Origin of the sequence: Mesorhizobium sp. M1322 (assembly GCF_040318085.1) — a bacterium.
In the GTDB taxonomy this organism is placed as follows: domain Bacteria; phylum Pseudomonadota; class Alphaproteobacteria; order Rhizobiales; family Rhizobiaceae; genus Mesorhizobium.
This window is the reverse complement of sequence record NZ_JAMYLP010000011.1, coordinates 1-25,654: the sequence shown is the minus strand read 5'-3', so window position 1 is coordinate 25,654 and position 25,654 is coordinate 1. Positions and strand designations below refer to the sequence as shown.

Sequence of the window (25,654 nt, the reverse complement as noted above, 5' to 3'; positions counted from 1 at the left end):
TCCTGCGCTTCCGGTGCTCACGTACGAAAAAGTACGCTCCGCTCCGGTTCTCGGAAGCCACCATTTTCGACTCGGCCTGACCTGAATCTCGACACACCTTAGGCCGCGTCAGACCGTCTTTCTCTAAGGAGTCAAAAAATGCTCGACCAGTCCAATGAACTCGCCGCCTGGGACCGCGACCACTTCTTCCATCCTTCGACCCATATGGGCACGCATGCACGGGGTGAATCGCCGACCCGCATCATCGCCGGCGGCGAAGGCGTCACCATCTGGGACAATAATGGTCGCAAGAGCATCGATGCCTTCGCCGGGCTTTACTGCGTCAATGTCGGCTATGGCCGCCAGAAGATATCAGACGCCATCGCCGCCCAAGCCAAGAACCTCGCCTATTATCATGCCTATGTCGGCCACGGCACCGAGGCGTCGATCACGCTCTCCAAGATGATCATCGACCGGGCGCCGCAAGGCATGTCGAGGGTCTATTTCGGCCTCTCCGGTTCCGACGCCAACGAAACCAACATCAAGCTGATCTGGTACTACAACAACGTGCTCGGCCGTCCCGAGAAGAAGAAGATCATCTCACGCTGGCGCGGTTATCACGGCTCCGGCGTCATGACCGGATCGCTGACCGGGCTCGACCTGTTCCACAACGCCTTCGACCTGCCGCGCGCGCCGATCCTGCACACCGAGGCACCCTACTACTTCCGCCGCGCCGACCGCTCGATGAGCGAGGAGCAGTTTTCCCAATACTGCGCCGACAAGCTCGAGGAGATGATCCTGGCTGAGGGCCCGGACACGGTCGCCGCCTTCATCGGCGAGCCGATCCTCGGCACCGGCGGCATCGTGCCGCCGCCCGCTCTCTATTGGGAAAAGATCCAGGCGGTGCTGAAGAAGTACGACGTGCTGCTGATCGCCGACGAGGTGGTCACCGGCTTTGGCCGGCTGGGCACCATGTTCGGCTCCGACCATTACGGCATCAGGCCCGACCTGATCACCATCGCCAAGGGCCTGACCTCGGCCTATGCGCCGCTGTCTGGCGTCATCGTCTCGGACAAGGTCTGGCAGGTGCTGGTGCAGGGTTCCGACAAGCTCGGCTCGCTCGGCCATGGCTGGACCTATTCGGCGCATCCGATCTGCGTTGCCGCCGGCGTCGCCAACCTGGAACTGATCGACGAGATGGACCTGGTGACCAATGCCGGCGAGACCGGCGCCTATTTCCGCGCCGAGCTGGCGAAGGCCGTCGGCGGCCACAAAAATGTCGGCGAGGTGCGCGGCGACGGCATGCTGGCGGCAATCGAATTCGTCGCCGACCGGGACGATCGCGTGTTCTTCGACGCCTCGCAAAAGATCGGGCCGCAGGTCGCGACCGCCCTTGCCGAGCGCGGCGTCATCGGCCGTGCCATGCCGCAAGGCGACATTCTCGGCTTCGCACCGCCGCTCTGCCTCACCCGCGAGGAGGCCGACATCGTCGTCTCGAAGACGGCCGATGCGGTGAAGAGCGTGTTTGCAAACATCTGAAGAACCGACATGAATGCCATGACCAAAACCCTCCCCGCCACCATGGCCGCCGTGCAGCTCACCGGTCACGGCGGGCCGGAAAAGCTCGTCTACCGCACCGACGTGAAAGTGCCTTCGCCCGCCCCGGGCGAGGTGCTGGTCAAGGTCACTGCTTGCGGCATGAACAACACCGATGTCTGGGTGCGCCAGGGTGCCTATGGCACGGAGGAAGATGCTGCCGCGGTGTCGACCTGGCGGCGGCAAGGCAACACGCTGACCTTTCCGCGCATCCAGGGCACCGATACGGTCGGCCGCATCGTTGCCGTCGGCGCCGGTGTACCTCCAGCTCGCATCGGCGAGCGCGTGATGGTCGATTTCTCCATCTATAACCGCGACAACGATTCACTCGCCGACATCGACTACATGGGCCACGGCCGCGACGGCGGCTATGCCGAGTACCAGACCGTGCCGGCCGAGAATGCGCATGTCGTCGACACCGAGCTGACCGATGTCGAACTCGCCACCTTCTGCTGCGCCTATCTCACCGGCGAACAGATGCTGGAACGCGCCGCATTGAAGGCCGGCGAGCGCGTGCTGGTCACCGGCGCGTCGGGTGGCGTCGGCTCCGGCATCGTGCAGCTGGCGCGGGCGCGCGGCGCCATCCCCTATGCCGTCGTCGGCAAGGGCAAGGAACAGGCGGTGCTCGACATCGGCGCCGAGGCAGTGATCACCCGTGGCGTGGCCCACCTTCCCCCCGCCGTGAACGCGGCGACCGGCGGCCAGCCGATCGACGTGGTTGCCGACCTGGTCGGCGGCGCGATCTTCAATGACCTCTTGCGCATCCTTCGGCCCGAAGGCCGCTACGCCACCGCCGGCGCGATTGCCGGCCCGGTCGTGCAGCTCGATCTGCGCACCATGTATCTCAAGCAGTTGCAGTTGCACGGCTCCAGCCAGGGCACGCGACACGATTTCCGCCGTATCGTCCGCTACATCGAGGACAAGAAGATCCGGCCGCTGGTCGGCGGTGTCTACAAGCTCTCCGATTTCCACCGCGCCCAGGCGGATTTCGTCGCCAAGGACTTTGTCGGCAAGCTGGTGGTCGTTCCGGATGCCGTTTCGGATTTCGCTGTAACCCGTTGACAACCAACACTAACAAGGGCTCGGGCTGTTTGCGGACACTGTGAGATCGAGCGCGACATGGCCTTGCGGCGCGCCGAAGCGAAGGAAGGCTTCCGACAGCGTCGCGAACACCGGCCCGGCATCGCCTCTCAGCTTGGTGCAGAAATTCTTCGACCTGTCGAAGACGCCCGAAGTCTTGAGAAAGTCGACGCAGCCGTAGATCTCGTCCATGTGATGGCCTTCACCGAGCGGATAGAGCGAGAACTGCGCGGCGACCTCTTGTCCGAGTTTTTTCGCACTGTCGACATGCGACCGCGCCGCGCCGATGCGCTCGGCCAGGGAGAGCTCGTGACTGCTGCCGGAAATCGGTGTGCAGATCGGATCGTCAGGCTCGCCGGGGCAGCCGCGCGACACCGTCGCCGACAACACGCAATGCACACCGCTTGCCGCCGCCGAGGCGAACAGATCGCGTATGGCCGGAAAAAGCTGTTCCGGCGGGCCGACGATCAGCGTCGAGATGTCGTCGGTCTCGATGCGGAAATTCGGCCGATAGGAATCCATCGCCGAAATTGCTCTAAGGATGACGCCGACGAAATCGTCGCACATCGGATACAGGGAAATCTGTGCACCTGAAAACATAGTCGCCTCGCTCCGCTGGCATTACCCAGATCAGCTTGAGGGACCGAAGGCTTGGCACCTTCCATCTCAGCCCCGGCAATACGGAGCGCCCCTGTCGATGGGGGCGACGTAGCACCTGCGCGAAGGATGTTCAAGTATGGTCCAGGCAGTCGCTTCGGACCAATTGCCGATCGTGGCGCCGCCGGCGAAGCTGCCTATCTGCCGCGGCAAGGCGTCAAAGCGTACCTGGCTTTCAACGCTCAATACGCGGCGGCTTTCACGAGGCGTTTTTCGTGATGGCTTCGTTTATCTGGATGAGCAAAACCATTCTGATTTGGCTGCACGACGGCAACAGGGATTCTTGATCTTCTCCTGCGGCGTTATAAGTTTTTCGCAATTTTCTTATAACGCCGCTTGCGTCGCTCGAGATCATGCCGTTATAAGAGAACCGCATTTTTCTTATAACCGGAGCCGCCTGACATGAAGACGGTCGACCTCGTTTACCGCACGATGTATGCGGAACTCGTCCAGCGATCCTTGGACGCAGCCTTCGAAACGGATTTTCCGACGACGGGCAACCTCGTCAAGGTGCCCGTCAAGGACAAGGTCTACTGGTATTTCGAGGAAACGAAGCCGACGAAGACGCGACGGTATGTCGGGCCTGACAGCGATCCCGAGATTGCAAAACGCGTCGAATCCTTCCGTCAGATCAAGGACGATCTCCGCGCCCGCAGGAAGCTGGTATCCACGCTCGTGCGCGAGGCAGGGCTGACAGAACCCGAAAAGTTTACCGGGGATGTCGTCGAGGCGCTGGGAAAGGCTGGCATCTTCCGCTTGCGCGGCGTCCTGGTCGGCACGGTCGCCTTTCAGTCATACGCGGGCTATCTGGGCGTGAAGCTGCCCGGTGCAGCGTTGCAGACGAGCGATGCAGACTTCGCCCAATTCCATTCCGTGTCGGCCGCGGTCGAGGACAGCCTGCCGCCCATCCTCGAAATCTTGAGGGAGATCGACCCAACCTTCAGGGAAATCCATCACAGATCGGATCCCGGACACGCGACGCAATTCGAGAACGCAGCCCGATACAAGGTCGAGTTCCTTACACCGAATACGGGCAGCGATGACTACGCCGATCATGCAACCTCGATGCCGTCTTTGGGCGGTGCATCGGCGCAGCCTCTTCGGTTTCTCGATTTCCTGATCCACGAACCAATCAGAACTGTGCTGCTGCATCGATCGGGGGTGCCTGTCGTGGTACCGTCGCCCGGACGATATGCGGTTCACAAGCTGATCGTCGCCTCGCGCCGACAGAACAACGCAAACGGCGTGGCCAAGCGGGAAAAGGATGTCCACCAGGCAGCACTCCTGGTCGAGGCACTGGAAGCCACCCGTCGCCAGGACGATCTCGCCATCGCGTTTTCGGAAGCGTGGGGCAGGGGGAAACATTGGCGTGATGCGATACAAAAAGGACTTGGTTTGATACCCCAGAAACAGCGTGGCGACGTCGAGGCGACGATTGTCAACGCACTTTCAGGAATCGGCGAGGAACTGGAAGGATTCAGCGGCTCGTCTGCGAAAACAAAGCAGGGAGACTAAATGGCAGCAACGGGTGTGGAGGGTGGCCTTCTGCCAGCCCCGCTTTGTAGGGCAAACGCGCGCGCCAATTACGGGACCTGCTTGACCGCGGCTTCGAGCGATCTTTCAAACGCGTCGACCACCTGATCGACCTGGGCTTCGGTGATGATCAGCGGCGGGCAGAAAGCCAGCGCGTCGCCCATGTTGCGCGAGATGACGCCGTTCTGCTGCATAAAACCGTTGACGAGCCCGCCCAGCGCGCCGGCCGTCTCCCACGGCGTTTTGTTCGCCTTGTCGCCGACCAGTTCGACCGCAGCGATCAGGCCGACGCCACGCACCTCGCCGACAAGCGGGTGCGAAGCGAACTTGCGCAGCTGCTTCTGCATATGCGCGCCGACCGTGCGCGCATTGCCGACGAGGTCGCGCTCCTCGATCAGCTTCAGGTTCTCGAACGCGACCGCGGCCGCAACGGGATGGCCGCCACCAGTGAAGCCGTGACCGAAGGTGCCGATCCGATTGCTTTCGTCGGCAATCGGCTCGAAAACCTTCTCGTTGATCAGCAGGGCCGAGATTGGCAGATAGGACGAAGAAATCTGCTTCGACAGCACCATGATGTCAGGCCTGATGCCGAAGGTCTGCGAACCGAACATCTCGCCGGTTCGACCAAAGCCGCAGATGACCTCGTCAGCGACGAGCAGGATGTCGTATTCGACAGGACCGCCTGGATCTTCTCCCAGTAGCCGGCCGGCGGCACGATGACGCCGCCGGCGCCCATGATCGGCTCGCCGAAGAAGGCAGCGATGGTTTCCGGTCCTTCGGCCAGGATCAGCTTTTCCAGATCGTCGGCAAGCCGGCTCGAAAACTGCTCTTCGCTTTCATTTGGCAACCCATCGCGCCAATGGTGCGGCGTCGCCGTGTGCAGCACATTGGCAATCGGCAGGTCGAAGGAAGTGTGGTTGTTGGGCAGGCCGGTCAGGCTTGCCGCGGCAATGGTGACGCCGTGATAGCCGCGATTGCGGCTGATGATCTTCTTGCGTGCCGGCTGGCCGATCGCATTCGACCGGTACCAGATCATCTTCATGGCCGTATCGTTGGCCTCGGAGCCGGAATTGGTGAAATACGCCTTGCTCATCGGCACTGGCGCCATCTGCACCAGCTTCTCGGCGAGATCGATCAGCGGCGAATGCGATTTGGAGCCGAAGTCGTGATAGTAAGGCAGCTTGGACATCTGGCGCACCGCCGCATCGACCAGCCGCTTCTCCGAAAAGCCGACCGCGACGCTCCAAAGCCCGGCCATCGCCTCGATATAGCGGTTGCCGGCAATGTCCTCGACATAGATGCCGTCGCCTTTCTCGATGACGAGCGGCCCTGCCTCTTCATGCTTGCGGGCATTGGTGTAGGCGTGCATGTGGTAGCTGATGTCGCGAGCTTCGGGAGAATTAGGTCGAGCGTCCATGATGGCTCCTGTCCTGCATGCCGGGACGTGGGACCTGCCGCCGTTCGGCGTGCATCGGCCTCTGTCATTAATGCTGTTTGGTGCATCTGTTTCTTGTAAGGGTGTCAAGCCCTTTCGGAACCCTTTCGGAAGGGCTGGCGGATGGACGGAAGACATGCAGAATTTCAGCTTCGAGGCTGCAGAACGCGAGAACCTGCGCCAAGGCTGCTGTGCGCATCCCGAGGCGTAATTCCCGAACGGGTCACCAGCAGGCACAACAACAAGGCTGAGGTGGCCTGATCGTGGACCATGTCGACTGCATCGTTGCCGGCGCCGGGGTCGTCGGCCTCGCGATCGCGCGCGAGATGGCGCAGCGTGGCATGGACACCCTGATCCTCGAAGCCGAGAACGCCATCGGCACCGGGATTAGCTCGCGCAATTCCGAGGTTATCCATGCCGGCATCCACTATCCGGCCGGATCGCTGAAGGCCCGGCTCTGCGGGGCAGGCCGGGAAAGGCTCTACCGTTATTGCCAGGAGCGGGCGGTGCCGCATGCGCGCTGCGGCAAGCTCATCGTCGCCACGAGTGCCGGACAGGAGCCGGTGCTCGCTTCCATCCTGGCCAACGCCTCTGCCTGCGGCGCGGGCGACCTGACGCCTTTGACCGCCGCCGAGGCGCGCAGGATGGAGCCTGCGCTGCGGTGCACGGCGGCCCTGCTGTCTCCCGCCACCGGCATCATCGACAGCCATGCCTTGATGCTGGCGCTGCTGGGCGACGCCGAGGAGCACGGGGCGGCACTCAGCCTCAACACCCGCATCGTCGCCGGCCGCATCGAGAGTGGGCGCATCGTGCTCGACACGGTCGACAGCACCAGCGGCGGGCGCTTTGAAATCGCCACCGCGCGCTTCGTCAACGCCGCCGGGCTTGGCGCCACGGCACTTGCCGGCTCGCTTGACGGGCTCGACCGGCAATTCGTGCCAGAACTTCGCTACGCCAAGGGCAATTATTTTTCGGTCGCCGGCCGGGCGCCGTTCTCGCGGCTGGTCTATCCCATACCCGAACCGGCGGGCTCGGCGTCCATCTGACGCTCGACCTCGATGGCGTCGCCCGCTTCGGGCCTGATGTCGAATGGACGGATCAACTCGACTATCGCGTCGACCCAGCGCGTGGCGAGCGCTTTTACGACGAGGTCCGCAAATACTGGCCGGACCTCGCCGATGGCAGCCTGCAGCCGGCCTATAGCGGCATCCGGCCGAAGCCCTCCGGTCCCGGCGAAGCCAATGCCGACTTCGTCATCCAGAATGCGGCCGTGCACGGCGTGGGGAGCCTAGTCAATCTGTTCGGCATCGAGAGTCCCGGCCTGACCTCAAGCCTGGCGATCGCCGACCATGTCGCGCAGGCCTCGCGCCGAAGCCAAGCTAGCCGAGACGACATCGAGCGAGCGCGCCCGCTGCCAAAGCATAATCCAAGACGCCCGTAAGCCATCCGCAACCCGGGGTCGCGGAACCTTGGTCCGTCGATCACAGCCGATCGCCGGAGGCTTCGGAACCGTCGGCTCAATGATGGGGGTTAGATGGCTGTCACTTCCCTCAAGGGCAGCGCCCAAGCCGCCAAGGCTTTTGCGGCAGCCTGCAACTCATGAGATCCTACAGTTCGTAAGAACCTGTAGTTCATGAGAGTGCCGGAGGAGTCTCGCCATGACCGATGAACCAAGCCGTGAACCGGCGCGTGATCCTCAGGATTTGGAGCGCCTGCTGATTTCCCGGCAGTGGGTGGGAGACATCGACGGCATGGCCGCCCTATTTAAGCCGCATGCCGTCGTCGAGAGCGGTGAAGGGCAACTGACGCATGGTCGGGAAGCGATCCGGACACTCTTTGCTGACATCACCGCAACGGGCCGAAATTTGCTGCCGGAAATCAGGCCCCGGCTGTTGTCAGCGGAGATTTGGCACTCACGTCAACCCGTCTCCCCGACGGCACCGTAACCGCCGAGGTCGCCCGCGCCAAGGCGACGGGACATGGCTGTGGGTCATCGATCGATTATCCGTCGCGTAGCGTCGGCCCGACGCATGTGGCAGGACCTCCCGACGGCCTTATCCGTGACGGACCGGGAACCATAATCCGGCACAATGGTTGTGTGGTCACCAAGTGATCCTCCCCGAGCAACCGGAGAACGGAAGGACCGATCATGCGCATGTTGACGACAATTGCCGCCCTTTCGGGATTGGCCCTGGCGCAGCCGATCCACGCGCAATCCACCGACCCGCAGCTTCCCCAAATCGCACCCATGGCCCCGGAAGCCCTGCCCGATGCGACCCTGCCCGACCAAACGCCGCCTGACCAAGCGCTGCCGGATCAAGCGCTACCGGATCAGGGTTTCATCGACCAGAACTTTACTGGCATTGCGATCGTCGCCCTCGAGGATTTGCCTCCGGAACTCAAGACGCAAGCCGAGGCCGTGATCACCCAGACCACCGTTGAAGATCTGCTTACCCTGCAGAGCTCGATCGATGCGTCGCCGCAGGCAGCAACGGCGCTGGCGGCGAGCGGGCTGGATTCCTCGCAAGTGGTTGCCGCCAACATCGATGGCAATGGCACGCTGACGCTGATCATCCAGACAACGACCTGATCGGCGGTCCGGGTGTGGCGGGCCGAAGCACGCGGCTTCGGCCGTAAGAACCCAGTACAGCGGGAACACCGTTATGGTCGAAGCCGCAGTCCGCAACTTCACCCTCAACTTCGGGCCGCAGCATCCCTCTGCTCACGGCGTCCTGCGGCTAGTGCTGGAACTGGACGGCGAGATCGTCGAGCGCGCCGATCCCCATATCGGCCTGCTCCACCGCGGCACGGAAAAACTCATCGAGTGCAAGAACTATCTGCAGGCGCTGCCCTATTTCGACCGGCTCGACTACGTGGCGCCGATGAACCAGGAGCATGCGTTCTGCCTCGCCGCCGAGAGGCTGCTCGAAATCTCGGTGCCGAAGCGCGGACAGCTCATCCGTGTTCTCTTTTGCGAAATCGGCCGGCTCTTGTCGCATCTCCTCAACGTCACGACACAGGCCATGGACATCGGCGCGCTGACCCCGCCGCTCTGGGGTTTCGCCGAGCGCGAGAAGCTGATGGTCTTCTACGAGCGCGCCTCCGGCGCCCGCATGCATGCGAATTATTTCAGGGTCGGCGGCGTGCATCAGGACCTGCCTCCGAAGCTTCTGGACGACATCTGGGCATTCTGCGACCCCTTCCTCAAGGTCTGCGACAACCTCGACGAATTGCTCACCGGCAACCGCATCTTCAAGCAGCGCAATGTCGATGTCGGTGTGATCGGGCAGGACGACGCCTGGGCCTGGGGCTTCTCCGGCGTGATGGTGCGCGGGTCGGGCGCACCATGGGACTTGCGCAAGGCGCAGCCATACGAGTGCTACCCAGAGATGGATTTCGACATTCCGATCGGCAAGAACGGCGACTGCTATGACCGCTATCTCGTCCGCATGGAGGAAATGCGCCAATCGGTGCGGATCATGAAGCAATGCGTGGAGAAATTGAGATCGCCCGAAGGCCGCGGGCCGGTCGCGATCCCGAACCAGAAGATCACGCCGCCGCCGCGGGCGACGATGAAACGCTCAATGGAAGCGACGATCCACCATTTCAAACTCTACACGGAGGGTATTCGCGTGCCCGAAGGAGAGGTCTACGCCGCGGTGGAGGCGCCGAAGGGCGAGTTCGGCGTCTATCTGGTTTCGAATGGCAGCAATACTCCGTATCGATGCAAGATCCGGGCGCCGTCCTTTGCCCATTTGCAGGCGATGGATTTTCTGTCGCGGGGGCACATGATCGCCGATGTCGCTGCGATCATCGGGTCACTCGACATCGTGTTCGGCGAGATCGATCGCTGACCATGCACAGGGTGTTTCAGATTTCGAGCAAGGCGTAAGGACGGCCGGTCGGCTTCGCCACGTGCATGGCGACGTTATACACCGGGGCGCCGCCGGGCGTGCGACCTTCATAGGCACCGCGATGCGCGTGGCCATGCACCACGGCGCTGACCTTGAACCGATCGATCGTCTCCGCCAGGCGCGACGAGCCCAGGAACGGAAAAATCTCCAATGGCTCGCCAGCGACTGTCTCGACCACCGGAGCGTAGTGCAGGACGACGAGCGTACGTTTGGTGCGAACCTGCCGCATAGCGTTTTCGAGCCGCATCGACTCGCTGACGCTTTCGGCGACCATCGCCTTGATCGCCGGCTCGCCGAAGGAGCCGAGCATGCGTGATCCAAAACCGCCAACGAAACCCTTCACGCCGACAAAGCCGACCTCCTTGACTTCCGTCGATTGGCCGTCGAGGAGATGGACGCCTGCCTGTCGAAGGATGTTGGCGACGTCCTCGACCGCGCCGGATTCATAGTCGTGGTTGCCGAGCACGGCGACAACCGGGATCGTGCAGGTGCGTAAATCCTCCGCAAGGATTTCGGCTTCGCGCGGTTTGCCGAGATTGGTGAGATCGCCAGTGAGCACGAGAACGTCTGCTTCGCGCGAGATTTCGCGGAAGAGGTCACGATAAGAGGCCTGGGCGTCTTCCTGCACGTGCAGGTCGCCGACAGCCGCAATCTTGACTGTGCCGCCGTTCCCAACCGTCGCCGTGGCAGTTGCGCGCTTCTCAGCCATCACGAAATTCTCCTGTTCCGCCGACGCCGGCAAAGCCCCATTCCTTGACGTCGATTTCATAGTCGGTCGGCGAAAGCAGGCGTCCGCGGCAGATTTTCATCCGGGGAGTAGGCAGCTCCCTTTGCTTGGCGAGACGGTCAAGCAATTCGTCGAGCAGCCAGGCGGGAACATGGTCGCGCTCGCTCGGATAGATCCATCGGAAATTCAGAAGCTGCATCAGCAGCACCTCCCAGTGTACCTCGAGATAGGAAAGGAGCCGGTGCCAGTCGATCTGATCCTGCGCCTTGAGGATGGTATGAGCGATGTCGGCGCCGTCATGGCGGCCTCTGTCCTGGATGAAGCACTTGGACCAGATAAGCTCCGTCGGACCGACAATCCGCACCCGACTGCCCAGCAAGTCGACTTGCCTTGCGTGCTCCAGCCACTGGTCGCTGACCGGCATGGTTCCGTTCGCCGATGCGAATATGACGTCAAAGAAATGCGTGCCCTTGAAGACCTTGCCGAGCCACCGGTCATCCAATATCTCGACCGCGTAACCGGCCTGCTTGAAATGGGCGAGGATGCGGGGGTAGTCGCCTGCCTTGCAGAAAATGTCGAGATCCTTCGTCTGGCGCGTGACGCCGGTGTAGGCGCTCACCGCGTAGGTGCCGGCGACGAGAAAGGGAATGTCCGTCGCACTGAGTTCGCGGATCGCCTCGATGTAGAAGACCTCGGCCTCGGCGTAACGAAGCGTCGGTGCCGCTTTTGCGTCGATCGTCGGAACGGATGCCGGGATGGCGCCTTCCGGTGTAGGATCATTGGTCATGAAACCGTGGCTCCGAGGCCCAGCAACCCGCAATTGTCCGTCTTTAAACAAAGCCGCCGCCGCATGGTTCCGTTGCCAACAAGGCGGAGCCTTTTTCGCAGCCGGCGAGTTGAAGGTGTGAACAAACCAGCTGCACGGAGGTAACCATGGAGGACGGGCGCAAAGCGGTACGCGTCAGGCTGAGTGGAAGGGTGCAAGGCGTCTCGTTTCGCGTGTGGACACGGACGGAGGCCGAGAGGCTCGGTCTGTCCGGATGGGTTCGCAATGAGGAGGACGGATCCGTAACGGCACTGATCGTCGGAGCCGAGGGCGCGGTTTCGACGATGATGAACCGGTTCTGGGAAGGGCCGACCGGGGCGTCGGTCTCCAGCGTGAAATCCCAAGACGTCGATCCCGGCCGGGAGCCGAACGGATTCAGGATTGTCGGCTAGCAAGCGGGTACCGCGTTGGGAAAAACCGATGCTTAAGCAAAAGCCAGGCCTCAGCAACTCTTGCCTTCCGCCGCCGGGAACAATCGGCAGCCAGCGCCGTTTGAACCGATCAGCCAAGACAAAGTCACCGGAGCAGATGGCTTTCCGCTCAGTTCGGCGAGAAAGCTTCTCGGGTCAGCTTCGGACTACCGACGGACAGTTCGATGTATGCTCTTGCACTAGCCACTGACTACGACGGCACACTTGCGGAAAACGGGATCGTTTCCGATGCGACCCGTGCCGCGCTCGGGCGGCTGAAGGAAACCGGCCGCAAGTTGATAATGGTCACCGGTCGCGAGCTTGCCGATCTCGAAAGCGTTTTCCCGGAGCTTGGCATTTTCGACAAAGTCGTCGCCGAAAATGGCGCGCTCGTCTACACGCCGGCTTCGAAGGAGGAGCGCATCCTGGCGCCTGCGCCTCCGGCGGAATTCGTCGACAGGCTGATGATGCGCAAGATCGCGCCCCTGTCGATGGGACGTTCCGTCGTCGCCACCAGGGAGCCTAACGAGACCATTGTGCTGGAAGTGATCAAGGACCTTGGCCTGGAGCTGGAGATCATCTTCAACAAGGGTGCCGTCATGGTGCTGCCGAGCGGGGTCAACAAGGCGACCGGTCTTGCGGCTGCCCTCGAGGATCTGGGATTGTCCGCCCACAATGTCGTCGGCATCGGCGATGCGGAGAACGACCATGCCTTTCTGCGCGCCGTCGGCTTCGGAGTTGCAGTCGCCAACGCACTGCCGAAGGTAAGGGAGACGGCGGGCCACGTGACGAATGGTGCCCGCGGCGCGGGCGTGAGGGAGTTGATCGAGGGCCTCATCTCGCATGACGCCGCCTTGCTGGACACGGCGCGGCAACGCATTGAGATTGGCGCGGACGACGGATCGGGCACGGTGATGCACCTTTCACCGCGCGGCGGCGGCGTGCTGCTGGCCGGCACGTCGGGGATCGGGAAATCCACCCTCGCCACCGCCCTGACCGAACGCTTCGTCGAGCAAGGCTTCCAGTTTTGCGTGCTCGACCCGGAGGGCGACTACGAGGAACTGGAGGACGTGCTGGTGGTTGGCGATGCCAAAAGCCCGCCGAGTTCGCGCGAAATCTTCGACCTTTTGTCCAAGCCGTCCAATAATGTCGCCGTCAACATGCTCGGGATCAAGACCGCTGAGCGGCCAAACGCCTTCGCCAAACTGCTGCCGGAGCTTGCCGCGCTTCGCGCCCGCACCGGACGTCCGCACTGGCTGATCATCGACGAGGCACACCACCTGTTGCCGCATGCGCGCGATGGCACATCCTTTGCGCTTCCAAAAAACTTTTCGGCGACCATTCTGGTCACAGTTCATCCCGATCTGGTTTCGCGGGACGTGCTGGCAGGTGTCGACACAGTGCTGGCTCTTGGCCCGGAAGCCGACAAGGTCGTCGAAAGCTTCTGTGCCGCAATTGGCGAGGACGTGCCGCAGGGCGTCGTGCCGCCACCGGAAAACAAGGTCTTGTATTGGAACCGGTCGACAGGCGATCCTGCAAGACCGATCTCGATCGAGCGCCCCCGGCAGGAACGCAAGCGCCATATTCGGAAGTATGCCGAGGGCGATCTTGGCGACAACAGTTTCTATTTCCGCGGCGCGGACGGCAAGCTCAACCTGAAAGCGCAAAATCTCATGATGTTCCTCCATATCGCCGAGGGAATCGACGACCTCACCTGGGAGCATCACTTGCGCGCGGGTGACTATTCGGCCTGGTTCCGCGACCAGGTCAAGGACCAGGGACTTGCGGAGGAAGCCGCGGTCATCGAGGATGACGATAGTCTCGATCCGCATAAAAGCCGTGCCGCCATCGCGGAAGCGGTCCATCGCCGCTACACGGCGCCCGCCGACTGAAATCAGCTCATGCCTGTGGTACCGAGGCCCATTGTATCGACCTTCGCCGATGGCGGATCGCCGCAGAACGGCATATCCGCACATCAACGACCGCTGATGCGAGGCGTGGAAATCGCTTCGCCACCTCCATCACCCGAACATGCCGGCCCCTAGCGTGAATGCCGGCAACGTGGATGCCCCTAGCGTCAATGCATGAATGTTCCTCGCAGCCAGGCGAAGAAACCGAACCTCTCGGACATTGCCGCACGGACGCGAGAGGCAGCCCATCGCGCTCGTATCGTGGCGCCGACATGGCAATGGCAGACGATTTCGTGCAACTGCCAGTCGGTCAGTTCGAAGAAGCGCCTGGCTTCACCGTAGGTGTCGTCTCTCAAGCCTTGCGCACGAAAGATCGGATCCTCGAAGGCAACCGTGAGAGGCGAGTCGTTGTAACGCATTTTTTCGCGTATCTCAGGGGACTTGTATTCGGTGCCCGTCAGCGCTTCGAGACGCCGATCGGGATTTTTCTCCAGCAGTTTCGCCCAACGTTCGAGACGCTGGCTTCGGGTCGCTACGAGGTCTGTTGCTTCAGCGTGAACGTCGGCAACGGTATGCAGTTGGTCAAGTGTTTGGTGCTTCACGGCCGCCTCCTATTCAGCAGGTGAGTTCGTCCCACCCTGAAATGGAAATTATGGCGCTCCACGACGCCGACAAGGCCCTGATGCACGGACCATTCGATCACTTTTCTGACGGCGTCGTCCTGCCACGAGTGCCTGATGTGGGGATCATCGGAGGTTCCCATCGGAACTATAGGCACGCGTGGTCGTTCTGCGTGCATCGGCTCGTAGAGCGAAACCGGTCGGAACGGGTAGGGTCAAAAAATCCGGCCGACGTCAGCGACCCGCTAAGGCAGAGTGCAGCGAGCGGAAGGAAAAACACGCTATGGCCATTCTTCCCACTCCCGAACCAACGCCCACTCCGGCGCCCACGACACCGCCGTTTCCTGAACCGAAGCCGGTGCGTGAGCCGGATCCGGATAGACTTCCCGACGAAGCTCCCGTCCCCAATCCGGATGAAAATGATGCGCCGCTGAAAATCGGTCCTAAAGCATCCAATCCCGACATTTGACGGAGCGGATTGGCGTGAAGCGATCGGGGAGATGCTCGTTCCGGATCGCTCAATCCTTATGGATGCCGGAAGGTGTCGGGGCATTGCGCGGCCGAGTGGCCAGCATGCGCGGTGCCGCCGCGGCAGGCATCAGATCGAGCGCTGCGGCGAAGCGAACTCCGAGGCCTGCCGTAGATGCTGGCGCAGCAGCGCCTCGGCCCATTCGATCTCGCCCGCCTCGACGGCATCGAGGATGGCCAAATGTTCCCGGCAGGATTGCTCGATACGTTCCGCTGGCAGTTCCTCGAAACCCGCCGATTCCTGCAACCGGCGCAGATTGTTCTGCTGACGCACCGCATCGGCCAGGAACCGGTTGCCGGAACAGGCCGCAAGTCCTTCATGAAATGACGCGTTGATCCGGAACCATTCATCGCCGCCGATCAGCGTCTTGCCCGTCGACACGATCGCCAGGATGCGCTCGTGAGCGCGCCGGACCGGCGCCAGCTGCTGGGGATCCGCATTGAACATGGGCGACCGCAGCGCCGCGCATTCGACGGCCATCCGGAATTCATAGCTTTCCCGGTACGCGTCCTCGCCGACAAGTGTGTCGGCGAACCGCCAGCCATGCCCCGGCAGGCGCTGCACCAGCCCTTCGGCGGCAAAGCGGAGCAAAAGCTTGCGCAGGACGCCGCGCGACACCTGATAGCGCGGCATCAATTCCGCCTCGGACACCTCCTGGGGCAGTTGGCCAAGCGCGCGCTCCCGCATCATCCTGCGGTAAAGCTCCTCGAGCGGAGAACTGGGCAGGATATCCTCCGGGTCGAGGTCGGCGACATCGCGCGCCAATTGCAGCCCCCTCGTCTCGAAGGGACTGAGAATGCCCTGGGCGACCAGCAGTTCCAGCGCCGCGCTGACGGGGGAACGCGAAACGCCGAACGTGCGGGCAAGGTCCGGCACCTAGACGCGGGTTCCGACCGTCCAGCCCGGCATCACCGCGAACTATCTCGAATCGGACCGCGACTATCGCGGGATCGGAATCCGCTCCCCTTCATCCGCGCCTCACAGCGTCAGTCCCATGCTGGCTGCCCGGATCCGGGCAGCGCGAGCGCTGGTCCGGGCGGCAGCCGTGCTTCTGATCGACGATGTCGATGTTTGCAAGGATCGGGATTTGCTTGCCGCCGTTCTTGCGTGCGCGCGAGCCACGCGTACGACGGTGATCGCATCGTGCGACGTGACTGCCGGGACTACCGAGTTCGATGGCACTTGGCTTGTTGATGGTGAATGGTCATCGAGAGGCAATCCATGAGGCCGGTCCTGACCATGCCCGTCCGGTCAATTCGCGTCCCGTGCGAGGCCACTACCCAGTACCCACGTCCTTGATACACCGGATTCATCCCCTAGTTACCTCCCGTGGGCGCCTTAGTCGCGAGTTTGCCTGAGGGCGGCGGCGGTTGCGCCGTCCTGACCGCATGCCGCGGAAAGACGGTTCGACCGACACACTTTATGGAGTTGATCGTGCGTCAATCCCCTGAATCCAGCTGGGCATATTTCGTTTTCGTTTGCTCGATTGCGGTAGCTTGCGCAGGGGCTGCCGCCGGCGGCGAGCGCGGCGGAGGCAATAGCGGTGGCGGCCACGGTGGCGGAGGCAATAGCGCTGGCAGCCATGGCGGAGGCAATAGCGCTGGCAGCCATCACGGTGAAGGCCGCAAAGGCGGCGCGCAGAAAGGACCTGGCGGCGTTCCCAGCGGCTCCAGCAGTAGTTCACCCGTGGACGACGATGGGACCAGCACCACTGCAACGGCGGCAATGACGGCAACTACGGCCGCCACTGCCGTCAGTGTCGCCCGGTCCGCAGGGGCTGGACGGTCGCTCGACCTCCCGGCCACCCTCCAGCCTCCCAGCGTCGGCAACAGTCTACCAATGGTCAGTCCAATCAAGGCGCTGCCGGGCGTCCCGGATGAAGTCGTTCGCGCCTGCCATGATGCAATCGAGTCGGCCGCCGCCCCGTTTGGCGCGACCAGTGTGCGCGTCAGCAGCGCAGGTTCCATACGTCGGTTGAGCCCGGATACGATCTCAGCTCCAATTGAGGTCAGCATCGACTATGGACGGCAAGGCAACGTGGAGACGCGGCAGGCGCCGATCAAATGCGAATTGAACGCGACAGGCAGGGTGATCGGGCTGACATAGCGTATCGCGCAGAACTCCTCACCGACGAGAGCAGGATGAATTCGAAGGGTGATTCATCCGCGGCGTCGTGAGAGGGTGCGAGGCAACGCCTCCCAAAAGCCCTGGGCCTTCGATAGGACGCACATTCGTTTTGGAAATCACTCCAATGTCACGTGTCTTGGCCTGAGGGAATAGGGAAGTGTGAGAGAACGCACCCGGGCAATCCGCGACGGGTTGCGAACCTTGCTGCGTGCAGTCTTCTGGCTGACAGCCTTCTTCAACCCGCCGGCAGCGGCTGCTGCGCGGCCAGCGCGCGGCTTCAGCGGCCGCTCAATCTGCGCGCTGCGATGCTCAGCCCTGAGCCTGTCATTGTCCGCGCGCGCCGCGGCCAGGTCGCGGGCAAGAGAAACAGTGGCTTCACGTTGCTTGTCCAGAGCCTCCTTCAGCTTGGCGAGCCGTACCAAAAGTGCTCGGGCGGCGGCGCGTTCGAGGCGAACCTTATCGAGATCCTCACGCGTCGAGACTGCTGCAGCGCGTTCTCGTGCCAGCGCTTGCGCCGTCTCGGTTGCAGTCTGCTCGGCACGCTCTCTCGCTGAGACTGCTCTGGCTCGTGCCTGTTCCGCCGCGACGCCCTCGAGGCGAGCTTTTTCCAGCTCGTCACGCGTCGACGCTGCTGCAGCGCGCTCTCGTGCCAGCGCTTGCGCCGTCTCGGTTGCAGTCTGCTCGGCACGCTCTCTCGCTGACACCGCTTCGGCTCGTTCCTGTTCAGCCGCGTCGCGCTCGAGGCGAGCTTTTTTTAGCTCTTCACGAATCGAGGCTGCTGCAGCGCGTTCTCGCGCCAGCGCGCCCTCCGTCTCGGCTGCGGTCTGCTCCACTCGTTCTCTCGCTGTGACTGCACCGGTCCGTTCCTGCTCAGCCGCGTCCGCGCGCTCCATGAGCGCGGCATTGGACAGTTGCACTTCGGCGAGGTCGCCAAGAAGGTTCTCTGACTTCCGGCGCTCGTCGTCGAGCATTCCGCTCGCTTGCGCCAGCGAAGCCTTGGCCTTGGCGCGATCCTCGGCGGCCTTTGCCTCAAGCTGTTCAATTTTCGCCCGCGCTCGCGATAGATCGCGCGCTACCCATCCGGCTCGCTGACGCTCCAGATGAGCAGCGGGCATCTCCGTAAAGACATAGTTGGTGGCCTCGCGCAGCATCGTGCGGGTATCTCCCGCAATGCGCCGCAATGCGTCAACTGTGCGGGCTGCCGCGAGCTCGTTGCGCAATCGCTCCCGGCGTACGTTGTCGGCGGCTGCCATGCTTGTCCTCAGCGCGTCGATCTCCTTGCGCGACTTGAGCAGCGCTCGCTGCAGAGCGGCGCTCCTGGCGCGCTCGCTTTCCGCCGCCTGTTGCTCCTGGCCAGCCAATTCCCTCGCTGCGGCTGCCTGTGCAGCAGCTGCTCCGACTTGCGCCCGGGCAGCCGTGATATCCGGGCTGAGCAATTCGACACTCGTGCGCTCGTCTCCCTGGGCTGGCCCACGCACATCTAATGCGGCACTCGCCGGAAGCTCGATGGGTCGCGAAAGGTCCGGATTGGCGTTGCCCTGGACCCGCGAATTGGCGGGGGCGCTTTCGACCCAGTTTTGTCTCGTCATCGTATAGCTAAGCGGCACGGCCAGACAGATTGCGGCAACGCCAAAGCGGGGCACAAGACCGATCGGCCTGCGAACGCGAGGAGGTAAGGCCGTCGCTGTGGTGGGGTCAGGATCCTCCGCGAGGGCGAGTTGTGTCGGCCTACGGCTCAGAGCCCTCAATACTGGACTACTTAGGGCGGCAAGATTAGCCGCCAGCTGCCTATGAACATAGCCAGCGATTTCTCTGATCGATGTCGCAAGCCGGCCGGATTGCGCTATGTTCGTCGCGGAAGCGAAAGCGTTGGTCTGGGCCGCAGACGAGCTCTCGCAAGCTTCGGAGATCACGTCGAAATACTCGATTCGCACCCCGAACCGAAGGTAATTGGCATCCTGAGGCCGATCATCCAGGTCTACCGTGTCTGAGGGCACGGCAACCTGAGAAGAAGAAGCAGGCTCGGTTGCAAGGTCGACCGGGCTTTCCCAATCCCAAGAAACCTCCTCCTCGGGGAGGTCTGATCCGCCTTCGCTCACATCTGATTTGAGGCGACGCACCGCGATAAGGATACGCCGGAGCACAAGATAGACGCCCACCGAGGCAAATGTTGCTATCCCGCCCAGGATGGCGAGATCTGCGTTGTTTGCGTAAATTTCGGCAAGATGAGTTGGCATTGCCGTGCCTGTGCGGTCATGGGTGTATTTTCAAGTTCGTGAAGCGGTGTTTGGCCCCTCGTCTTGGTGCTGGCTAAGGCCTTTGATCGCTTTCGAAGCTGTCACTTGCCTCGAGCAATGTCCCTCCGACACTTGCTTCGAGGTCCCTCCAGTGCTCGAATTGTTGTTGCATGGCGGAGCGCCGGTCGCGCGCTGATAGACATGCCGGCGCAGATGACTTTTGTTTGAATCGAAACTTGAAGATGCCGTGGCCGCCGATTATCGGCCGCCAAGGGCGCACAGGCTCTGAAACCCGACTTGCACCTCTGCATTTCAACGTCCCGAAAGTTCTCCCACGGTGCGTACCATTCCGCCATTTCCGGCTCTGGATGGTTCGGCTTTAAGCTAGGTCACAGACCTCCACGGTCAACCGTCACCTCATACTAAACGTCAGTAGCACTTCGGCCATGCACAACGGCCATTGCTGCTCGGATCGCTGTCGAACGACCGCTCCTGGCGCAAACGCGCCGTCGGAGAGCTGGTGAATTTAGGTCTCCTTCCCGCCCTGAGCGGGTTTACGGCCATGCGCCAGCGCCTCGCGCATCTTGGCGTTCGACAGCAGCGGATCCTTGGTCTGCAGCAGGATCGCCGTCCACGACAGGCCATGTGTCGACGGCACCGTCATGCGCCGCGACTTGGCTTCCTCGACACGCGATGATTCAAGATCGGGAAGGACGTCAAGCTCCCCGGCAAACAGCGCGGTCTCCGCCGCCGCCGTGTCGGGAATGACCATGAAGCGCAGTTCGGCGACATAGGCCTCACGGCTCGCCTCGTTTATGTCGCGCACGATAGCGGCGCGTGCGCGTGGCCCATCCTGGCTTCGATCGCGGCGACGATCGCATCGGCGCCGTCCGCTCAAGGTCGGCCGAGCGGCACGGCAAACGGACATCGTGAAGTTGTGCAGGTTGACTCGATTGTCTGCTTGCCTAACTAGGATCTCGGGGCTCAGAGCAAATCACCACAGTCGGTATGATATCTTCCCGCATCCGAACGCTTGTCCTTGTTGTTGTTCTCTTGGCCGGCAATTCGATCGTGTCGTCCTGCGTCGCCCCAGACACGTCGAACCTCCCAAAGGAAGACGCCACAACGGCGGCAGCCCGCAAAGAGATGGTCGGTCTCAGCGAGGCGGACGTTCGAATGTGCGCCGGCTTTCCGACTGCCACCGCCGATGCGGGCGGAAGCCAGATCTGGACCTATCAGCGTACCGTTCGACGCGGCAATCTCAACGTCGTGATTCCAACTTTGGCCGTGGGTGCGGTCCCGACGGTTGGAGGATCGCTCAATGTCGATCCTGGCGGCTATTGCAACACGCAAATCCGGATGGTTGATGGCCGTGTCGCCGAGGTTGCCTACGCCGGCGACAACAACACGCCGAACCACCGCGACGCGCTTTGCGTCAGCACGGTTGACGGCTGCGTGGCATATGCCCGCCAGCGCCATCAAGTCAGGACAGGAGCCATCGCCAGGTAGTCGGGCTGGCTGGCGCAACCCAGACCCTGCACCATTCGTTCTGTTCGGAACAGTCGGGAGTACAGGGAGTCGGGAGTACAGGGACGGCAGACGATGATCATTACCCGCAGGACATTCGTGAAGGCTGCGGCCGCTTCCGGAGCGGCTCTCGTTTTGCCGGGAACCGCGCCCGGCGCGCCGCCTGCGCCGGTGATGCGGGCCGTGCCCTCCTCGGGAGAGATGCTTCCCGCAGTGGGCCTGGGCACTTGGATCACCTTCAATGTCGGCGACGATCCGGTGCTGCGCGACGAGTGCGCCGAGGTGATGGCGGCCTTCTTCGCGGCAGGCGGCCGCATGATCGATTCCTCGCCCATGTACGGCTCTTCGCAGCCCGTGATCGGCTATGGCCTCGAGAAGCTCGGCCGGCCTGAAGCACTGTTTTCCGCCGAGAAGGTCTGGACTTCCGCCGGCGCCGACGGACCCGCGCAGATCGAGCAGTCGCGCCGCTTCTGGGGTGTGCCGCGCTTCGACCTCGTTCAGGTCCACAACCTCGTCGCCTGGGAGACGCATCTCGAAACCCTGTTCGCCATGAAGGCGGACGGGCGGATCCGCTATGTCGGCATCACGACGTCCGAAGGACGGCGGCACGACCTGTTCGAGCAAATCATGCGCGCGCATCCGCTCGACTTCGTGCAGCTCACCTATAACGTCGTCGACCGCGAAGCGGAGGAACGGCTCCTGCCGCTGGCGGCCGAGCGCGGCATGGCCGTCATCGTCAACCGGCCGTTTCGCCAAGGCGCGCTGACGCGCCAGCTCCAAGGCGAGACGCTACCGGACTGGGCGGGCGAGATCGGTGCCGGGACTTGGGCGCAGTTCATACTGAAATTCATCATTTCGCATCCCTCCGTCACTGTCGCCATCCCCGCCACCACCCGCGTCGACCACGTGCGTGAGAACCTGATGGCGGCGACCGGTCCCCTCCCCGACGCGGCCATGCGCGATCAGATGGTGGCCTTCGTCCGGGACCTCTGAATGTCGGAATGGTGGACCTACCGCCTGGAAGATTTCCTGCTCTTCTCGCCGCGCGTCTACTGGCGCATGTTCGAGTTGGCCAATGCCGCGTTCTGGCCGCTGCATCTCCTGACGCTCGCCGCCGGCCTCGCCATCGTTCCGCTAGTGCTGCGGCCGCCGCGTCGCCATGGTCTCTGGATTGCGCTCGTCCTCGCCGCGCTCTTTGCCCTCGTCGGCTGGTCGTTCCTGTGGAGCCGCTATGCCGTAATCAACTGGGCGATCGCCTATGTCGCGCCGGCCTTCGGCCTGCAGGCGCTGCTGCTGGCGATCGGCGGTGCCGCGCGCGGCGGCCTCGCCTTCGACCGGCGGGATATAGCAGGGCGGCTCGGGTTGCTGATCGAGGTCGTTGGCCTCGTCGTTTACCCCCTCCTGCCGCCGCTCTTCGGGCGGCCATGGACAAGCGCCGAGGTCTTCGGCATCGCGCCGGACCCGACTGCGATCACGACGCTCGGGGTCCTGCTTGCAGCGAGCGGCGGGCTTGTGCCGCTGCTGTTTGCGATCCCGCTACTGTGGCTGCTGCTCAGCGGCCTGACGCTCCATGCCATGGGCGATCCGCAAGCCTGGCTGCCGCTTCTGGCAGCGGGCACCACTGTCGCTGCCTTGACCCTGCGCCGCTTTGCTCGGTGATGCCCGGCGCTTCGGCATTTGCTCCGGCAAGAAACGTGAGCGATTGTCGGCAGCACGTTTGTTCTTGCTTTGTGCCGGCAGCTGTGCTATGGAATTATTTACGGTGCCTATTCGCGCCAACGACCCGCCGCCGAGGCGGGTTTTTTGTTTTAGGTTCGGCGCCATCCTTCACAGGGCTTCAAATCCGTGTCTGACAGCGTGGCAGGATTCCTGGCGTGGCGACCAGTTCCAGCAGGGCCGACTGTCGCGCTCTCAGCGCGCCGCCCACACCAGCCCGCGGCGAAATATCGTTCGCATCTGCGGCCCCGTGAACTCCTTGGCGGCATGTCCGAGTGCCGAATAGAACACCCTTCCCTTGCCGTGCCGGCGCTTCCAGACGACCGGCATGACCACGCCTTCTATCCAGGACGCGTGCTCGCCGGAGAAGGTGGTGCTCGCCAGCACCTCGTTCGATGGATCCACATGCATGTAGTACTGCTCGGAGCGGTACGAGAAATCATCGATGCCGTTCATGATGGGATCGTCGCGCCTGGCGATGTCGACCCGGCAGTCGATGATGTTGCCCGGGTGAGCCACCCACTGGCCGCCGCACATGAACTGGTATTCCGTGGCTTCACGAAAGGCATCGCACATGCCGCCGTGATAGCCGCCAAGGCCGACACCGCCCTCGACTGCCTTTGTCAGGTTGAGCTCCTCGTTCTTCGCAAGCTTGGCCATCGTGTGGATCGGGACGATTAGGCTCAGATCGGCGATCGCGGGATCGGCGAACATCTCGCTCGTGGTTTCGACGCGCACGCCAAACCCTTCTTCTTCGAGCATCGCCTTGACGACGCGCGCACCTTCTTCCGGCTCGTGTCCATCCCAGCCGCCCCATACGATCAACGCTTGCCGCATGTTCTTCTCCGTCAGTTGGTTGTATCGCCGAAACGAGCCTTCGGCGGCAGTGCGGCCGGCCGAACCGGTCAAGCAACCGGGCGCTTTGCCAGCAGCAGCCCACATCCAAGCATGATCATAGCGCCGCCCGAGCCTTCACGAAGCCGGCGAATGAGATTCGGACGGGACGCCGCGCCATCGCGAAGTCTTCCGGCTGCAAACGCCACGACAATATCGGCGAGCGTGTTAAGAGCAACCGAGATGGCGCCGAGGATCACGAACTGCAGGGCAACGTGATCCGACGACGTATCGACAAACTGAGGAATGAAGGCGAGGAAGAATGCGGCCGTCTTCGGGTTCATCGTTTCCACAAGAACGCCATCCCTGAAGGCCCGCGTCGCGCCGACGGGCGGCTCTGAATGACCCAGCGACTTGTAGTCGGGCCTGGCATGGCGAATGGTTCGGTATCCCATCCAGACCAGATAGAGCGCGCCGACCACCTTGAGTGCCGTGAACAACTCGGCGCTTGCCAGCACGATCGCCGAGACGCCAAGGCTGCCGGCTACGACATGGAACAGTCCGCCGAGACCATTGCCAAGGCTCGAAGCGATTCCTTCCGAGCGGCCGCCGGAAAGGGTTCGGGCGGCGACATAGAAAATCCCCGGACCCGAAGTAATCGCCAGAAGGAATGCCGTGAACAGGTAGACGGTGAAGGCGTTGGAATTCAGCATGGAAATGTCCTGAGGAAGACTGTCTACCGAAGTTCAATACAAACTTTGGAACCAGCGGAGAAAACCGCATCGAGATGGTCGAGAGCGGCGGCGACGCGCTGCCGTGCCTGGTCCTTCAATGGGAGGACGGGGCGTGGCGGATCGACGTCGCAGAGGTTCAGAAGCCTGGCGACGACATACATCACCCTAAAACTGCCGAATTCCTTGAACAGCGCCCAAAGCGGTCCGAATGCCGCGTCAAGTCGCTCAACGGTCGCAGCGTCGCCGGCTTGCGCCGCTCGCGTCAGGGCCAGAGCCTGTGACGGCAGAAGTCCTGCGACGACGGAATACCAGGCGTCGCTCCCGGCGAGCAGCGCAGGCGCGCCGCCCCAGTCGCCGCTGTAGCCGATCTTGAATGCCGACCCGGTCGCAGACCGGAGGGAGGCGAGTTCGGACGCGAAGTCACCACCGGACGGCAAAGGCATCTTCACGGCTTCGATGTTCGCCACCTTCGACAAGCGGGAAATGAGGTCCAGGCCGAAGGTGAACTTGGTTGTGCCGGGATTGTTGTAGATGCAAAGCGGGAGCTGTCCCGCGTCGGCGACTGCGGCGAAGTGTTCGAAGACCTCGTCGTCAAAGAGCGGTGTATAGGAAACCGGAGCGACCAGCAGGCCGTCGGCGCCCGCAGCCTTCGCGTCACGGGCAAGGTCCACCGCATCGCTGGTCCGGATCGCTCCGACGCCGACCATAACCGGGATTTTGCCGCCGACCGTGTCCATCGCCGTTTCGACCGCGCGTCGACGCTCTTCTCGCGTGAGGAAAGCGTAGGCGCCGGTACTGCCGAGCAGTCCGATGGAGTCCGCTCTCGCCTCCTCGATGTGCTTCAGAAGGCGCGCGAGAGCGGCGGTGTCGAGCCTGCCGGAAGCGTCCGCCGGGGTGATCGGGAATGCCGAAAGGCCTTGGAAGAGTGACATGAAAGAACCTTTCATATGCGGGTCAGGAGAAGCTTCAGCCCGGCAAATCCGAAGAATACGGCCAGCGTGCCTTCGATCCAGTGCCGCGCCCGCCGATACAGGCGGATCATGGGAGCGGTCGAAAAGACGATCGCGTAGCCGCAGAAGATGGTGACGCTCAGGACCGCGCAGCCTGCGAGGATCACGAGTACCGTATACGGCGACGACCCAGAGCCGAGCCCCAGCGTCATCAGTGCGATCCATATGTGGACGGCGCCCTGTCTGCAATGGTTGGCGTCAGGCAGTTTCGATCGCTTGCGTCCATATGTCCGGCCTGTTGGTGCGGTCGTTT

Annotated in this window: 24 protein-coding genes, 3 pseudogenes and 1 riboswitch; of the genes and pseudogenes, 15 read left to right on the top strand and 12 right to left on the bottom strand. The window is 62.7% G+C overall.

Going from position 1 to position 25,654, the window contains the following annotated elements; genetic code table 11:
• Positions 1-138: 138 nt before the first annotated feature.
• Positions 139-1,518, top strand: a complete 1,380-nt coding sequence (locus NKH12_RS06605) for an aspartate aminotransferase family protein (protein ID WP_352952398.1) — start codon at positions 139-141, stop codon at positions 1,516-1,518.
• Positions 1,519-1,527: 9 nt separating this feature from the next.
• A complete protein-coding gene (locus tag NKH12_RS06600) occupies positions 1,528-2,637 on the top strand; it encodes an alcohol dehydrogenase family protein (RefSeq protein ID WP_352952397.1) in 1,110 nt (369 codons plus the stop codon).
• A 9-nt stretch (positions 2,638-2,646) separates the two neighbouring features.
• Here NKH12_RS06600 and NKH12_RS06595 read toward each other — a convergent pair whose 3' ends face one another.
• Positions 2,647-3,255, bottom strand: a complete 609-nt coding sequence (locus tag NKH12_RS06595) for a YkoF family thiamine/hydroxymethylpyrimidine-binding protein (protein WP_352952396.1) — start codon at positions 3,253-3,255, stop codon at positions 2,647-2,649.
• A riboswitch (TPP riboswitch) is annotated at positions 3,246-3,358 on the bottom strand. Its footprint overlaps the gene before it by 10 nt.
• Positions 3,359-3,391: 33 nt before the next feature.
• Between NKH12_RS06595 and NKH12_RS06590 the strand changes: the two genes are divergently transcribed.
• Both NKH12_RS06590 and NKH12_RS06585 read left to right on the top strand, forming a co-directional pair.
• Positions 3,392-3,718, top strand: coding sequence for a hypothetical protein (locus NKH12_RS06590; RefSeq protein WP_352952395.1), 327 nt, complete (start codon positions 3,392-3,394; stop codon positions 3,716-3,718).
• The gene (locus NKH12_RS06585; protein ID WP_352952394.1) at positions 3,715-4,827 is read left to right on the top strand and encodes a nucleotidyltransferase family protein; all 1,113 of its coding nucleotides are present in this window, start codon (positions 3,715-3,717) and stop codon (positions 4,825-4,827) included. Before NKH12_RS06590 ends, NKH12_RS06585 begins: the two co-directional genes overlap by 4 nt.
• Before the next feature lie 68 nt (positions 4,828-4,895).
• Here the strand turns inward: NKH12_RS06585 and NKH12_RS06580 are convergent.
• Positions 4,896-6,262 (bottom strand): annotated as a pseudogene (locus NKH12_RS06580) (aspartate aminotransferase family protein).
• A 281-nt stretch (positions 6,263-6,543) separates the two neighbouring features.
• On the opposite strand from NKH12_RS06580, the pseudogene NKH12_RS06575 reads away from it, so the two are divergent.
• From NKH12_RS06575 to NKH12_RS06560, 4 genes and pseudogenes are all read left to right on the top strand, one after another.
• Positions 6,544-7,721, top strand: a pseudogene (locus NKH12_RS06575) (NAD(P)/FAD-dependent oxidoreductase).
• A 217-nt stretch (positions 7,722-7,938) separates the two neighbouring features.
• Complete coding sequence (locus NKH12_RS06570) at positions 7,939-8,226, top strand: Cif family virulence factor (protein ID WP_352952393.1); 288 nt, start codon at positions 7,939-7,941, stop codon at positions 8,224-8,226.
• Between the two features lie 203 nt (positions 8,227-8,429).
• Positions 8,430-8,870 carry a hypothetical protein gene (locus NKH12_RS06565; RefSeq protein WP_352952392.1) on the top strand — a complete coding sequence of 147 codons (441 nt, stop codon included), beginning with the start codon at positions 8,430-8,432 and terminating at the stop codon, positions 8,868-8,870.
• A gap of 73 nt (positions 8,871-8,943) precedes the next feature.
• Positions 8,944-10,134 (top strand): NADH-quinone oxidoreductase subunit D, encoded by a 1,191-nt coding sequence (locus NKH12_RS06560; protein WP_352952391.1) that lies wholly within the window; start codon positions 8,944-8,946, stop codon positions 10,132-10,134.
• Between the two features lie 16 nt (positions 10,135-10,150).
• On the opposite strand, the gene NKH12_RS06555 is transcribed toward NKH12_RS06560, so the two are convergent.
• Complete coding sequence (locus tag NKH12_RS06555) at positions 10,151-10,903, bottom strand: metallophosphoesterase family protein (protein ID WP_352952390.1); 753 nt, start codon at positions 10,901-10,903, stop codon at positions 10,151-10,153.
• Positions 10,896-11,708, bottom strand: a complete 813-nt coding sequence (locus NKH12_RS06550) for a nucleotidyltransferase family protein (RefSeq protein ID WP_352952389.1) — start codon at positions 11,706-11,708, stop codon at positions 10,896-10,898. Before NKH12_RS06550 ends, NKH12_RS06555 begins: the two co-directional genes overlap by 8 nt.
• 146 nt (positions 11,709-11,854) lie before the next feature.
• Here NKH12_RS06550 and NKH12_RS06545 point away from each other — a divergent pair, with 146 nt between their 5' ends.
• The gene (locus NKH12_RS06545; protein ID WP_352952388.1) at positions 11,855-12,139 is read left to right on the top strand and encodes an acylphosphatase; all 285 of its coding nucleotides are present in this window, start codon (positions 11,855-11,857) and stop codon (positions 12,137-12,139) included.
• 203 nt (positions 12,140-12,342) lie between these two features.
• On the top strand, positions 12,343-14,049 hold the full coding sequence (locus tag NKH12_RS06540) for an HAD family hydrolase (RefSeq protein WP_352952387.1): 1,707 nt from the start codon (positions 12,343-12,345) through the stop codon (positions 14,047-14,049).
• 185 nt (positions 14,050-14,234) lie between these two features.
• Here the strand turns inward: NKH12_RS06540 and NKH12_RS06535 are convergent, their stop codons facing one another.
• The gene (locus NKH12_RS06535; RefSeq protein WP_082982175.1) at positions 14,235-14,669 is read right to left on the bottom strand and encodes a hypothetical protein; all 435 of its coding nucleotides are present in this window, start codon (positions 14,667-14,669) and stop codon (positions 14,235-14,237) included.
• Between the two features lie 301 nt (positions 14,670-14,970).
• Here NKH12_RS06535 and NKH12_RS06530 point away from each other — a divergent pair, with 301 nt between their 5' ends.
• Positions 14,971-15,156, top strand: coding sequence for a hypothetical protein (locus tag NKH12_RS06530; protein ID WP_352952386.1), 186 nt, complete (start codon positions 14,971-14,973; stop codon positions 15,154-15,156).
• A gap of 129 nt (positions 15,157-15,285) precedes the next feature.
• Here the strand turns inward: NKH12_RS06530 and NKH12_RS06525 are convergent, their stop codons facing one another.
• Positions 15,286-16,092, bottom strand: a complete 807-nt coding sequence (locus NKH12_RS06525) for a GntR family transcriptional regulator (protein ID WP_352952385.1) — start codon at positions 16,090-16,092, stop codon at positions 15,286-15,288.
• A gap of 963 nt (positions 16,093-17,055) precedes the next feature.
• On the opposite strand from NKH12_RS06525, the gene NKH12_RS06520 reads away from it, so the two are divergent.
• Complete coding sequence (locus NKH12_RS06520) at positions 17,056-17,322, top strand: hypothetical protein (protein WP_352952384.1); 267 nt, start codon at positions 17,056-17,058, stop codon at positions 17,320-17,322.
• A 137-nt stretch (positions 17,323-17,459) separates the two neighbouring features.
• On the opposite strand, the gene NKH12_RS06515 is transcribed toward NKH12_RS06520, so the two are convergent.
• Entirely contained in the window at positions 17,460-18,932 is a 1,473-nt protein-coding gene (locus NKH12_RS06515; RefSeq protein ID WP_352952383.1) for a coiled-coil domain-containing protein, read from the bottom strand.
• Between the two features lie 1,174 nt (positions 18,933-20,106).
• Complete coding sequence (locus tag NKH12_RS06510; protein ID WP_352952382.1) at positions 20,107-20,406, bottom strand: ABC transporter substrate-binding protein; 300 nt, start codon at positions 20,404-20,406, stop codon at positions 20,107-20,109.
• A 182-nt stretch (positions 20,407-20,588) separates the two neighbouring features.
• Between NKH12_RS06510 and NKH12_RS06505 the strand changes: the two genes are divergently transcribed.
• The 3 genes from NKH12_RS06505 (at position 20,589) to NKH12_RS06495 (ending at position 22,766) form a co-directional block, all read left to right on the top strand.
• Positions 20,589-21,089: a hypothetical protein gene (locus tag NKH12_RS06505; protein WP_352952381.1), complete on the top strand. Its 501-nt coding sequence runs from the start codon at positions 20,589-20,591 to the stop codon at positions 21,087-21,089.
• Between the two features lie 93 nt (positions 21,090-21,182).
• A complete protein-coding gene (locus NKH12_RS06500) occupies positions 21,183-22,100 on the top strand; it encodes an aldo/keto reductase (RefSeq protein WP_352952380.1) in 918 nt (305 codons plus the stop codon).
• Entirely contained in the window at positions 22,101-22,766 is a 666-nt protein-coding gene (locus NKH12_RS06495) for a DUF6064 family protein (RefSeq protein ID WP_352952379.1), read from the top strand. It begins immediately after the preceding gene.
• A 252-nt stretch (positions 22,767-23,018) separates the two neighbouring features.
• Here the strand turns inward: NKH12_RS06495 and NKH12_RS06490 are convergent, their stop codons facing one another.
• From NKH12_RS06490 to NKH12_RS06475, 4 genes and pseudogenes are all read right to left on the bottom strand, one after another.
• Positions 23,019-23,660, bottom strand: a complete 642-nt coding sequence (locus tag NKH12_RS06490; RefSeq protein ID WP_352952378.1) for a ThuA domain-containing protein — start codon at positions 23,658-23,660, stop codon at positions 23,019-23,021.
• Positions 23,661-23,728: 68 nt separating this feature from the next.
• Complete coding sequence (locus NKH12_RS06485; RefSeq protein WP_352952377.1) at positions 23,729-24,370, bottom strand: LysE family translocator; 642 nt, start codon at positions 24,368-24,370, stop codon at positions 23,729-23,731.
• Positions 24,371-24,393: 23 nt separating this feature from the next.
• Positions 24,394-25,323: a dihydrodipicolinate synthase family protein gene (locus tag NKH12_RS06480; protein WP_352952376.1), complete on the bottom strand. Its 930-nt coding sequence runs from the start codon at positions 25,321-25,323 to the stop codon at positions 24,394-24,396.
• An 11-nt stretch (positions 25,324-25,334) separates the two neighbouring features.
• A pseudogene (locus NKH12_RS06475) lies at positions 25,335-25,654 on the bottom strand (hypothetical protein); the annotation flags it as partial.

Excerpts from the sequence above, each read along its gene's own strand:
- NKH12_RS06605 (WP_352952398.1), top strand. The coding sequence starts at position 139 with ATGCTCGACCAGTCCAATGAACTCGCCGCCTGGGACCGCGACCACTTC.
- NKH12_RS06600 (WP_352952397.1), top strand. The coding sequence starts at position 1,528 with ATGAATGCCATGACCAAAACCCTCCCCGCCACCATGGCCGCCGTGCAG.
- NKH12_RS06595 (WP_352952396.1), bottom strand. The coding sequence starts at position 3,255 with ATGTTTTCAGGTGCACAGATTTCCCTGTATCCGATGTGCGACGATTTC.
- NKH12_RS06590 (WP_352952395.1), top strand. The coding sequence starts at position 3,392 with ATGGTCCAGGCAGTCGCTTCGGACCAATTGCCGATCGTGGCGCCGCCG.
- NKH12_RS06585 (WP_352952394.1), top strand. The coding sequence starts at position 3,715 with ATGAAGACGGTCGACCTCGTTTACCGCACGATGTATGCGGAACTCGTC.
- NKH12_RS06570 (WP_352952393.1), top strand. The coding sequence starts at position 7,939 with ATGACCGATGAACCAAGCCGTGAACCGGCGCGTGATCCTCAGGATTTG.
- NKH12_RS06565 (WP_352952392.1), top strand. The coding sequence starts at position 8,430 with ATGCGCATGTTGACGACAATTGCCGCCCTTTCGGGATTGGCCCTGGCG.
- NKH12_RS06560 (WP_352952391.1), top strand. The coding sequence starts at position 8,944 with ATGGTCGAAGCCGCAGTCCGCAACTTCACCCTCAACTTCGGGCCGCAG.
- NKH12_RS06555 (WP_352952390.1), bottom strand. The coding sequence starts at position 10,903 with ATGGCTGAGAAGCGCGCAACTGCCACGGCGACGGTTGGGAACGGCGGC.
- NKH12_RS06550 (WP_352952389.1), bottom strand. The coding sequence starts at position 11,708 with ATGACCAATGATCCTACACCGGAAGGCGCCATCCCGGCATCCGTTCCG.
- NKH12_RS06545 (WP_352952388.1), top strand. The coding sequence starts at position 11,855 with ATGGAGGACGGGCGCAAAGCGGTACGCGTCAGGCTGAGTGGAAGGGTG.
- NKH12_RS06540 (WP_352952387.1), top strand. The coding sequence starts at position 12,343 with ATGTATGCTCTTGCACTAGCCACTGACTACGACGGCACACTTGCGGAA.
- NKH12_RS06530 (WP_352952386.1), top strand. The coding sequence starts at position 14,971 with ATGGCCATTCTTCCCACTCCCGAACCAACGCCCACTCCGGCGCCCACG.
- NKH12_RS06520 (WP_352952384.1), top strand. The coding sequence starts at position 17,056 with ATGGTCAGTCCAATCAAGGCGCTGCCGGGCGTCCCGGATGAAGTCGTT.
- NKH12_RS06515 (WP_352952383.1), bottom strand. The coding sequence starts at position 18,932 with ATGACGAGACAAAACTGGGTCGAAAGCGCCCCCGCCAATTCGCGGGTC.
- NKH12_RS06505 (WP_352952381.1), top strand. The coding sequence starts at position 20,589 with ATGATATCTTCCCGCATCCGAACGCTTGTCCTTGTTGTTGTTCTCTTG.
- NKH12_RS06500 (WP_352952380.1), top strand. The coding sequence starts at position 21,183 with ATGATCATTACCCGCAGGACATTCGTGAAGGCTGCGGCCGCTTCCGGA.
- NKH12_RS06495 (WP_352952379.1), top strand. The coding sequence starts at position 22,101 with ATGTCGGAATGGTGGACCTACCGCCTGGAAGATTTCCTGCTCTTCTCG.
- NKH12_RS06490 (WP_352952378.1), bottom strand. The coding sequence starts at position 23,660 with ATGCGGCAAGCGTTGATCGTATGGGGCGGCTGGGATGGACACGAGCCG.
- NKH12_RS06485 (WP_352952377.1), bottom strand. The coding sequence starts at position 24,370 with ATGCTGAATTCCAACGCCTTCACCGTCTACCTGTTCACGGCATTCCTT.
- NKH12_RS06480 (WP_352952376.1), bottom strand. The coding sequence starts at position 25,323 with ATGTCACTCTTCCAAGGCCTTTCGGCATTCCCGATCACCCCGGCGGAC.